This is a genomic window from Actinocatenispora comari (assembly GCF_017312725.1).
GTDB lineage: Bacteria > Actinomycetota > Actinomycetes > Mycobacteriales > Micromonosporaceae > Actinocatenispora > Actinocatenispora comari.
In genome coordinates this window covers 40,348-49,806 of sequence record NZ_BOPO01000108.1, presented here as the reverse complement: position 1 = coordinate 49,806, position 9,459 = coordinate 40,348, and the positions used below count along the sequence as shown (strand labels likewise).

Below are 9,459 nucleotides of genomic sequence, written 5' to 3'. Positions count from 1 at the left end.
CCGGGCCCTCGGCGGCGACCGGCGACCGGCTCGCCGCCGGGTCGGCCGGGGTCGGCACCGGGCGCGGCGCGCGCCGCGGCTCGTGCAGCGTGGCGGCCAGTACCAGCAGGATCGCGGCGAGCAGCGCGCCGGCGCCGATGCCCGCGGGCCACCGCCAGCCGTACCTGTCCTGGTCGATGTGGCCGGTCACGGCGAGGCCGGCGCCGGCGAGCAGCACGCCGATGATCAGTCCGGCGAGCACCGCCGGTACCCACCAGACTCCGGCCCGGCGTCGCGGTCTCGCCGTCGTGTCCGCCACCTGTCGTCCCCCTTCGTCGCACCGCGCAGGCGCGCGGCGCAGCCCCGGTGTCGGCCGGCGACCGCTCGGCGGCCGCCGGGAGAGGTGGCGCGACGGGAAGACCGGCGCGCGCCGGCCGAGGGGCCCCGTCGACGGTACCCGGGCGAACCGGACACCGCGCCGGCGATCATACGCCGCCCGCCGGCCCGATCACCCGCCCGCCGACACCCCGCGAACGCCACGCCGCACCGCACCGGGCCACGCGTTGTCGTACCCGGAGGCTCAACGATCGACTCGCGCCGGAGACCCTGCCTGCCGCCGTTCCGGGCGGCAGGCGGCGAACGGTCGTACCGCTGGTCAGTGCGGTGGGGTCTGCAGCAGGCTGAGGAACTCGACGAGCAGGGTGGCGCGGCGCTCCGGCGGCAGCGTGGCGAGCAGCGTGTTGACGATCGCCATCGACTCGGGCAACCCGTCCGGGCCGAAGCCGGCCGCGGCGGCGAGCCCGGCCATCGTCTCCGGCCCCAGGGTGGCCGGGTCGAGGTCGGCGACCGCGGCGGCGAGCTCCGACGGTACCTGGATCGGGCCGGCGGCGCGGGCCGCGGCGACCGCGTCGGCCAGCGCCGGGCCGAACTGCGCGACCTGGTCGGCGACCGCGGCGGTGACCGACAGGTGGATGCTCGCCGGCAGCGGCGGGTACGGCAGCTGCGGCTGGGTGTGCCAGCCGCGCGCGGCGAGCTGGTCGGCCAGCACGTACGGATCGGGGTCGGTGCAGGTGAACACGACCACCGAGGTCTGCGGCTCGGCCAGCAGTCGCAGACCATCCACAGTGGACACCGCAGCGGCCAGGCCGGTGACCGCGGACAGCGTGCGCTCGGCCAACCTCAGGTACCCGTCGTCGCCGAGGTGGCGCAGCGTCGCCCAGGCGCCGGCGACCGGGCCGCCGGAGCGGGTCGAGGCGACAGTGGCGTTGAGCATCGGGTACCCCGGCCAGCCGGCGAACCCGAAGTACTGCGGGCGGCGCAACGCGGCGTCGCGGTGCAGCAGCACCGACACCCCCTTCGGCGCGTAGGCGTACTTGTGCAGGTCGACCGAGACGCTGGTGACGCCGGGCAGTTCGAAACCGAACGGCGGGATCGGCCGGCCCAGCCGCCGCAGGTACGGCAGCAGCCAGCCGCCGAAACACGCGTCGACGTGGCAGCGCACCCCGGCGTCGGCGGCGACCGCGGCGATCTCGGCGACCGGGTCGATCACCCCGTACGGGTAGGCCGGCGCCGAGCAGGCCACCAGCACCGTGTCGGGAGTGATCGCCGCGGCCATCGCGGCCGGGTCGGGCAGCAGCGTGCCGGGATCGATCGGGACCACGTCGAGGGCCACCCGCAGGTACTGCGCGGCCTTGGCGAACGCGGCGTGCGCGCTGGCGGGCACGACCAGCCGCGGGGTGGCGAGGTCGGGGTGCGCGTCCCGGGCGGCCTTGACCGCGAGCAGCAGCGACTCGGTACCGCCGGAGGTCACGTTGCCGACCACCCCGGCCGTCGGGTCGACACCGGAGGTCCCGTCGCCCACCGGGCCGGCCGTCGCCACGGCACCCGCGGCCCCCTCGCCGACACGGCCGGCCAGGCCGGAGGTGACCTGCGCGGCGGCGGCGACCAGGTCGTTCTCCATCGCCAGCAGGCTCGGGAACGCGGTCGGGTCCAGCCCGTTGACGTGCGCGGCCAGCGCGTACGCGGAGGCGGCCAACTCGTCCAGGCCGCCCACCGCCGCGTCGTACACGTACGCGAAGAGCCGGCCGCCGTGGGTGGGCAGGTCGTGCCCGCGCAACGCGCCCAGCTCCGCCAACACCTGCTCGGCCGGTATGCCCCGGGCCGGTAACGCCGTCATCGCTGTTCCTCCTGATCATCGGTACTGGCAGAGCCACGATCCGCTCCCCCACCGCCCGGCTCGGCGCCACGCGGAACGCGTCCGGTGCCCGGCGGGCGGGCACCGAGCTCGGCGCCGCCGCCCGGCGGGTACCGGCGAAGGGCCAGCAGCCCGAGCAGCATCACGACGGCGGGCAGCACGGTGAAGCCGACCAGGATCCCGGTACGGGCGCTCGCCGGCTGCGGCACACCGCCGCCGGTGGACGACACGTACCCGGTGGCCGACAGGAGCAGGCCGAACACGCCGGGGCCCAGCGCCAGGCCGAGCGTCTCGCCGGCGGTCCACAGGCCGGTGAACACGCCGGCCTGGCGCCGGCCGGTACGGGCGGAGGCGGCGGCGATGGTGTCGGGCAGCATCGACAGCGCGAACGTCTGCTGCCCGGCGTAGCCGATGCCGACCAGCGCGGTGCAGCCGTAGGCCCAGCCGGCGCCGAGCGCGCCGGCCGCGGCGAGCAGCAGCCCACCGGCGGCGAACAGGACGCTTGCGGTCAGGTACCCGGAGCGCTTGCCGAGGTGACGGCCGAGCCGGGTCCACAGCGGCATCACCACCAGGGCGGGCCCGACGAAGCAGGCGAACAGGATGGAGTTGGCGCCGGGGCGGTCCAACACGTGGTCGGCGAAGTACCGGACGCCGGCGAGCATGGTGCCGATCGCGACCGCCTGGATCACGAAGCAGGCGAGCAGCCGCACGAACGGCGGGTGCGCCGCGGCGACCCGCAGCTGGGCGCGCAGCGTACCGGCGGCGGTGGCGATCCGGCCGGTCGGTGCGCCGGCGGTGAGCGCGAACGCGGCGAGCGCGCCGACCGCGATGAGCGCGCCGACCCCGACACCCATCACCCGGTACCCGGCGAGCCCGCCGACCGCGTCGACCACGGCCGGTGCGAGCGCGCCGCTGACCAGGATCGCCAGCGCCAGGACCACGATGCGGGCACCGGCCAGCCGGGTGCGTTCGGTGGCGCTCTCGGTCAGCTCGGCCGGCATCGCCACGTACGGCACCTGGTAGGACGCGTAGGCGGTGGCGGTGAGCAGGAAGACCACCGTGACGTACGCGGCACCGGCGGCGCCGCGCGCCGGGCCGGCGAACAGCGCCGCGAACAGCACGGCGACGGCGATCCCGCCGCCCAGCAGGTACGGCCGGCGGGCGCCGAGGCGGGTCACGGTGCGGTCCGAGAGCCGCCCGGCCAGCGGGTTGGCGACGATGTCCCACGCCTTGGGCAGCAACACGAGGATGCCGCCGAGGCCGGCGGCGACGCCGAGCGTGTCGGTCAGGTAGGGCAGCAGGAGCAGGCCGGGCACGGTGCCGAACGCGCCGGTGGCGAGCGAGCCCAGCGCGTAGCCGACCCGTACCCGGGTGGGCAGCCGATCGTCGACCACCGCCACCTCCGCCGCTCGATCGTTCGTGAGAATTCTTCATGCTTTGCGCCTGGCCGCCGATGTTATGGCCACCCGGCCGCGCACGCCATCCACTGCACGTATCGTGCTTGCCAGGACACGCAATGTCTCCTGGATGGGTCAGGCGTGCCCGACCTGGAAAGTCATCGGCAGCCCCGCCTGCCGGCGCGACCGCGCCCGAGACCGGTGCGGCGATCGCACCGCCTCGCCGGCTGCCGCACGTCGAGGAGGCGAGTGTCACGCCAGCCGGTATCGCCGCCGGACATCCGGCCACCGCCCAGGCCGGCCTGTCCATCCTGGCCGCGGGCGGCTCGGCCGCCGATGCGGCGGTCGCCGCGGTACTGGCCAGCTGCGCCGCCGAGACCGTCCTGACCGGCCTCGCCGGCGGCGGCTTCGCCACCTACTACGACGCCGAGCACCGCACCGTGACCTGCCTGGACTTCTTCGTCGCGGTACCGGGGCTGGACGGCGACGTGACCCCGACGCCGATGACGCCCGTGTCGATCACGCTCGGCACCGTGCCCATCCCGTACGAGATCGGCGCCTCCAGCGTCGCCGTGCCCGGCGTGACCGCCGGCTGCGGCGCGCTGCACTCCCGCTGGGGCCGGCTGCCCTGGTCCAGCGTGGTGGCGCCGGCCGTCGACCTGGCCCGCCGCGGTACCGAACTGCCCGCCGCACAGGCACACACGCTGCGCGCGCTCGCCCCGGCGATGCTGCCCGCCGACGGCGCCCAGGCGTACGCGCCGCGCGGCCGGCTGCTCGACGGCGGCGAGGTGCTGCGCCACCCCGGCCTGGACAAGGCGATGGCCATCCTGCGCGACGAGGGACCCGACGCCTTCTACACCGGCCCGGTCGGCCGCGCCATGATCGACACCGTACGAGCCGGCGGCGGCGCGCTCGGCCCCGCCGACCTGGCCGAGTACCGGGTGCTGGAGCTGCCGGTCGGCCATGCCGGCTTCGCCGACGCGCACGTGTACGGCCGGAGCGACGACCTCAACCACACCATCGACACCCTCGCCGCGCTCGACGGCGCGGTGCTCGGCGCGGACCGTACCCGCCGGGCGGTGCTGCTCGCCGACGCGCTGCGCGACCATGCCCTGCAACGGCTCGGCGACACCACCAACATCTCCGTGGTCGACCCGGACGGCAACGCCTGCGTCGTCACCACCACCCTCGGCCTCGGCGCCGCCGTCTGGCTGCCCGGCCTTGGCGTGCACCTCAACTCGATGCTCGGCGAGGGCGAACTGATCATCGGCGCGCTGCCGCCCGGCGCCCGGATGAACAGCATGATGTGCCCGCTGGTGGTCACCGCCACCGAAGCCGGTCGGGCCCACACCGGCGTCGCCGCCGAGGTGCCCACCGGTACCGGCAGCGCCACCTCGCCCGGCGCCGGGCTGCCCGACGACACCCGGGTCGAGGTCAGTACGGTGTTCGGCCCCGACCAGCCCACCGCCCGCGAGTCGGTCGCCGAGCTGGGCGACGTCACCGCCCCGATCCCGGTACCCGGCGACGGCTCCCGCTCCGACGCCGGCTCCCGTTCCGTTCCCGGTTCGGAGGCCGGGGCAGGCGCCGAGCCGTCGCCCGCTCCCGGGCCGCACGGGGACCTGCTGCTCGCGGTGGGTGCCGCCGGGGCGTCCCGGATCCGTACCGCGCTGGCGCACACCCTGCTCGGCGTGCTCGTCGACGGGCTCGACCCGGAAACCGCGATCGGCCGGGCCCGCTTCCACGTCGTCGCCGGCACCGCGCACGCCGAACCCGGGGTACCCGACGACGAACTCGCCGCCCTCGCCGACGCCGGCTACCAGATCCACCGCTGGCCCGACCTGGACCACTACTTCGGCGGCGCCTCCGCCGTCGGCCGCACCGGCGCCGGCGGCGACCCCCGCCGCGGCGGCATCGGCATCCACCTCTAGCCCGACCGCGGCACGACGTCATACCAGCCCTGTCGAATCGACAGGTTCGGTGACGGTGGGTTGCCACTCGGCCGTCAGGTCTCGGCACGAGACGACAACGGAGCCGTTGACCGTCTTGTTTTCGTCGGAGCAGCCGCTCGCGGTCGGCAGTATCCCGTCGAGCTGAACATCACCCAGGGACTCGCCGGCGTGCCCGCCAGCATCGGTGCGCACGGCCGCCAACGAGCGGGAACGGAGAGTGGCGGCATTGCGGATCCGCTTGGTGCGCCCGTTGTCGGCCAGGTCGTCGACAATCGCGCGGTCGATTGCCTGAGAGGCCATACGCAGTTGCAGCCAGTTCGTCCAGCTGGTCGGCTCGATCTCCTCGGACGCCAGCCGCCCCACGACTGCTCGTCGCAGCATGGAGACCTCGGCCGATCTCTCCGCTGCCTTGTGCCGCAAGAGTTCTGGCACTACCGACGTCCATGCCGGGTGCAGCGCGTCGGGCAGCATCGAGATCGCCAGATAGGCAACGGACAGGACCAGCTGCGGATCGGGTTCGTGCCGCAGCGCCGCCAGCAGCAGCGGATGGTGGTCCTCGGATCCCAGTGCCTGTCGGTAGAGCTGCCAGCGACCACGGTCGGTTTCGACGTCGCCCTGAAACCTGAGGCTTTCCGCCAGCTCGTCGCGAGACTCACCGCTCGCATCGCACCTCGACACGTCGCTGCGATCCGGCACGCCGCCACTGTAGCCGTCGTCGGGGCACCGGATGACTCCGTTTCTGGCCGTGTCCTGTTTCAGGCCTGGCTGAAGCACCTGGAGCGGCGCCTCGCCGGCGCACAGGATGGGCGGCACCGATTCGTACGACCACGAAGGAGAAGCCATGCAGCTTCGCATCACGGCGCCGACCAGGATGGGTGGCAGGTTGCTGCGGCTCACGGTGCTGGTGGCGGTCGCGTTCGTCGCGTTGGTGATGGTGACCAGCCAGGCCGCGCAGGCCTCCTCGATACGCAAACTCCACAACGAGTGGACCGGGCGCTGTGTCGGGGTGGCCAGCAGCATGACGGCGCCGTACCCGAGTACCTGCGCCTACGGCAGTGCCCAGTCCTGGGTCACCACGACCGTGGCGACGCAACGGGACACGTTCAAGAACGCCATGACGTCCACCTGCCTGGACGACAGCAGCAAGGGTCTGCGGCTGGTCACCTGCAACGGACTGGACTACCAGGTGTGGCGGGTCACCTGGTACGGAGCCTGGGCGGAGTTGCGGAACGTCTACACCGGTTACTGCCTGGACGACACCAGCGGCAAGGGGTTGCGCGCGGCCCCCTGCAACGGTGGCCAGTGGCAGCGGTGGCAGCTGCCGCTGGTCTAGCCACCACCTGAGACGAGCCGTGCCGGTGTCCGTGTCGTCGGACACCGGCACGAACTCGTACCGCCACCCGCTGTCGAGGCGACGCAGGTCCCGACCGGCGATGAGTTCCGGGCGCGGGCGTCGTCGGTACCGGTATGACGCGAATCATTGCGGACATCTCGATGTCGCTCGACGGCTTCGTCACCGGTCCCGACGCCGGTCCGACCAGCGGTCTCGGTACCGGTGGGGAGCCGTTGCACAGTTGGGCTTTCTCCGACGACCCGGACGACCGGCAGGTGCTTCGGGACGGGAACGCCCGCTCCGGCGCGGTAGTGCTCGGCCGCCGGCTGTTCGACGTGGTGGACGGGCCGGGCGGCTGGGACGACGAGGTCGGCTACGGCGCCGCCGAGGTCGGCAAGCCGGCGTTCGTCGTCGTGACAAGCACACGGCCGGAGTCGGTGCGGCTGGCCGACCTCGACTGGACGTTCGTCACCACCGGGCTGGCCGACGCCGTCGCCGCGGCCCGGCAGCGCGCCGAGGCCGCCTCGGCGGTACGCGGCACCGACCTCGACGTGATTCTGATGGGCGGCGGCGCCACCGTCGGCTCGGCGCTGGCCGCCGGCCTGGTCGACGTGCTGTCGCTGCACCTGGCCCCGGTGGTACTGGGTGCCGGCACGCCGCTGTTCGTCCCCGGCGCCGGGCGCACCCTGGTACAGCGCAGCGTGCTGGCCACCTCCACCGCCACTCACCTGACCTACGACGTCGGCTGAGGACGGTCGCGGGTACGCCGAAGGGAGAGTTCCGATGCACGTGGGACCGATCATCGCGGTCAGCGATCTGGACCGGGCACGCGAGTTCTACCAGGGCGGACTGGGCCTGGCCGGTGAGCCGACCCCGGGCGGCTGGCTGCTGCACGCCGACGAGGGCACGGTGATCTACCTGCTCGCCGGGTTCTCCGACGCCGGTACGGCCAGCTGGCCGGTGGCGAGCTTCCGGGTCGCCGACGTGCGGACGACGGTCCGCACGTTGCGGTCGCGCGGTGTGGCGTTCCTCGGGCCGGCGGACCTGCCGTTCGAGGTCGACGCCGACGGCGTGTCGTCGGACACCGACGGCGTGCGGGTGGCGTGGCTGCGCGACCCCGACGGGTCGGTGCTCACCGTCTTCAGCCGCACCGACGAATCCCCGGCCGCGGCGCCGGTCAGTCGACGGTGAGGCCGTAGACCGAGTAGGGCGGCATGGTGATCGTGGTCGTCACGGTGCCGCCGTCGACGTTCGCGGTCTCGGTCCGGGTCGGCGCGGTGGCATCGTCGTCGGGGCCTGCGAGGTAGTGGGTGAGCCGGACGGTGCCGGTCTCGTCGAGGTTGGTCAGCGTCACCGACACGGTCACCGTCGCGGCGCTGTCGTTCATCGCCCACGCCGACTCCCGTCCGGTGGCGGTGACCGCGGACGACGACGCGCTGATCCCGTCGTCGGCCGTGTTCATGATGGCGTTCTCGCCGACGCCCAGGCCCATGTCCCTGGACAGCAGCCGGAAGGTGGCCGCCTTCGGGGTCAGGGTGCCGTCGCTCTCGATGAAACGGAACTGGTGGCGCAGGTACGCGTCGTAGGAGCCGGTCTCGTCGTTGCTGCCGAAGAGCATCGCGCCGGTCACGCCGGCATCCATCATGCCGGACAACCGCATCCCGGCGTACGAGATCGCCTGCGGGCTGTCGCCGTCGAGCGGGTCGTCGGCGTCGAACGACGGGTCGTGGTTCCACTCGGTGACGAACAGCGGCATGTCGGGCCGCCCGGCCGCGTCGCTGGCGTCGTGCCAGGCGCCGGCGTCGCTGTTCCAGGTGGAGCCGTAGGAGTGCCAGTCGGCGAACCGCACGTCCGGCGCGATGCCCGGGTCGGCCAGCAGCTGCTGGTACCAGTCCGGGTCGGCGCTGGCGCTCTGCGGCCCGACCGGCGTGTCGGTACCGACCTCGTTCATGCCGGCGAGCGCGGCGCGGTAGATGTCGGCGTACTCGTCGTAGGACATCTCCAGGTCGGGTTCGTTGGCGATCTCGAAGTAGTCGACCCGGTCCCAGTAGTGCGCGAAGACCTGCTTGTACGCCTCCTTCAGCGCGTCGAAGTCGGTGACCGGCAGCGAGTCGTCGCTGCCGTCCCAGGACGGCACGCTGCCCTCGGTGCCCATCCATTCCGGGAAGCCGTGGATGATCAGCATGTGCTCGAGGCCGGCGGCGCGGAACGCGTCGACGTCGCCGTCGGTCGTCGTCTCGGTCGGATCGGCCGGGTTCCAGTTCCACTCGGCGGGGCTCTGGTCGAAAACGTCGCGGCTGGGCACGATGTCGTAGAGGTACACGTCGGAGCGGACGATGGTGACGCCGGCGTCGGCGATCTCGCCGGCGTAGGCCGGGTCGAGCTTCGGCCAGGACGACAGGCCGAACATCAGGTTGCTGGAGGTGGCGATCTGATGGTCGAAGTCGACGGTGAGGGAACCGGACGTGGCGCGCGCGGCCTGCGCCGCGGTGGCGGAGCCGGTGACCGCGAGGACGGCGGCGAGGATGCCGGCGGTGAGGGTGGCCTGGAACCGTGTCATGACGTGACCTGCCTTCTCGAGCGGGGCCCGAGGCGTGCCGTCGAAGC

8 protein-coding genes and 1 pseudogene are annotated in these 9,459 nt (G+C 73.6%); 4 read left to right on the top strand and 5 right to left on the bottom strand.

What is annotated here, in order from left to right; translation table 11 throughout:
• The 3 genes and pseudogenes from NUM_RS25795 to NUM_RS25785 form a co-directional block, all read right to left on the bottom strand.
• Positions 1 to 298, bottom strand: a pseudogene (locus NUM_RS25795) (hypothetical protein); the annotation flags it as partial.
• 336 nt (positions 299 to 634) lie between these two features.
• Positions 635 to 2,155 (bottom strand): pyridoxal phosphate-dependent decarboxylase family protein, encoded by a 1,521-nt coding sequence (locus NUM_RS25790; RefSeq protein ID WP_207127514.1) that lies wholly within the window; start codon positions 2,153 to 2,155, stop codon positions 635 to 637.
• Positions 2,152 to 3,567, bottom strand: coding sequence for an MFS transporter (locus tag NUM_RS25785; RefSeq protein WP_225918859.1), 1,416 nt, complete (start codon positions 3,565 to 3,567; stop codon positions 2,152 to 2,154). Before NUM_RS25785 ends, NUM_RS25790 begins: the two co-directional genes overlap by 4 nt.
• 122 nt (positions 3,568 to 3,689) lie before the next feature.
• Between NUM_RS25785 and NUM_RS25780 the strand changes: the two genes are divergently transcribed.
• On the top strand, positions 3,690 to 5,498 hold the full coding sequence (locus NUM_RS25780; RefSeq protein WP_225918858.1) for a gamma-glutamyltransferase: 1,809 nt from the start codon (positions 3,690 to 3,692) through the stop codon (positions 5,496 to 5,498).
• Between the two features lie 18 nt (positions 5,499 to 5,516).
• On the opposite strand, the gene NUM_RS25775 is transcribed toward NUM_RS25780, so the two are convergent.
• Positions 5,517 to 6,539: a hypothetical protein gene (locus NUM_RS25775; protein WP_225918861.1), complete on the bottom strand. Its 1,023-nt coding sequence runs from the start codon at positions 6,537 to 6,539 to the stop codon at positions 5,517 to 5,519.
• On the opposite strand from NUM_RS25775, the gene NUM_RS25770 reads away from it, so the two are divergent.
• The 3 genes from NUM_RS25770 to NUM_RS25760 all read left to right on the top strand — a co-directional run bounded on the left by NUM_RS25770 (position 6,538) and on the right by NUM_RS25760 (position 8,043).
• Complete coding sequence (locus NUM_RS25770; protein ID WP_263975144.1) at positions 6,538 to 6,852, top strand: RICIN domain-containing protein; 315 nt, start codon at positions 6,538 to 6,540, stop codon at positions 6,850 to 6,852. The genes NUM_RS25775 and NUM_RS25770 overlap by 2 nt on opposite strands.
• 134 nt (positions 6,853 to 6,986) lie before the next feature.
• Entirely contained in the window at positions 6,987 to 7,601 is a 615-nt protein-coding gene (locus tag NUM_RS25765; RefSeq protein ID WP_207127511.1) for a dihydrofolate reductase family protein, read from the top strand.
• Positions 7,602 to 7,635: 34 nt separating this feature from the next.
• A complete protein-coding gene (locus tag NUM_RS25760) occupies positions 7,636 to 8,043 on the top strand; it encodes a VOC family protein (RefSeq protein ID WP_207127510.1) in 408 nt (135 codons plus the stop codon).
• Here NUM_RS25760 and NUM_RS25755 read toward each other — a convergent pair.
• Entirely contained in the window at positions 8,030 to 9,412 is a 1,383-nt protein-coding gene (locus NUM_RS25755; protein WP_207127509.1) for a cellulase family glycosylhydrolase, read from the bottom strand. The two genes, NUM_RS25760 and NUM_RS25755, sit on opposite strands and share 14 nt — an antisense overlap.
• Between the last annotated feature and the right edge of the window lie 47 nt (positions 9,413 to 9,459).

Bases quoted from the DNA above. Each gene is read 5' to 3' on its own strand.
- NUM_RS25790 (WP_207127514.1), bottom strand. From the start codon at position 2,155: ATGACGGCGTTACCGGCCCGGGGCATACCGGCCGAGCAGGTGTTGGCG.
- NUM_RS25780 (WP_225918858.1), top strand. From the start codon at position 3,690: ATGTCTCCTGGATGGGTCAGGCGTGCCCGACCTGGAAAGTCATCGGCA.
- NUM_RS25770 (WP_263975144.1), top strand. From the start codon at position 6,538: ATGACGGCGCCGTACCCGAGTACCTGCGCCTACGGCAGTGCCCAGTCC.
- NUM_RS25765 (WP_207127511.1), top strand. From the start codon at position 6,987: ATGACGCGAATCATTGCGGACATCTCGATGTCGCTCGACGGCTTCGTC.
- NUM_RS25755 (WP_207127509.1), bottom strand. From the start codon at position 9,412: ATGACACGGTTCCAGGCCACCCTCACCGCCGGCATCCTCGCCGCCGTC.
- NUM_RS25775 (WP_225918861.1), bottom strand. From the start codon at position 6,539: ATGCTGCTGGCCACCCCGACACAGCGCCCGGTCCACTCGTTGTGGAGT.
- NUM_RS25760 (WP_207127510.1), top strand. From the start codon at position 7,636: ATGCACGTGGGACCGATCATCGCGGTCAGCGATCTGGACCGGGCACGC.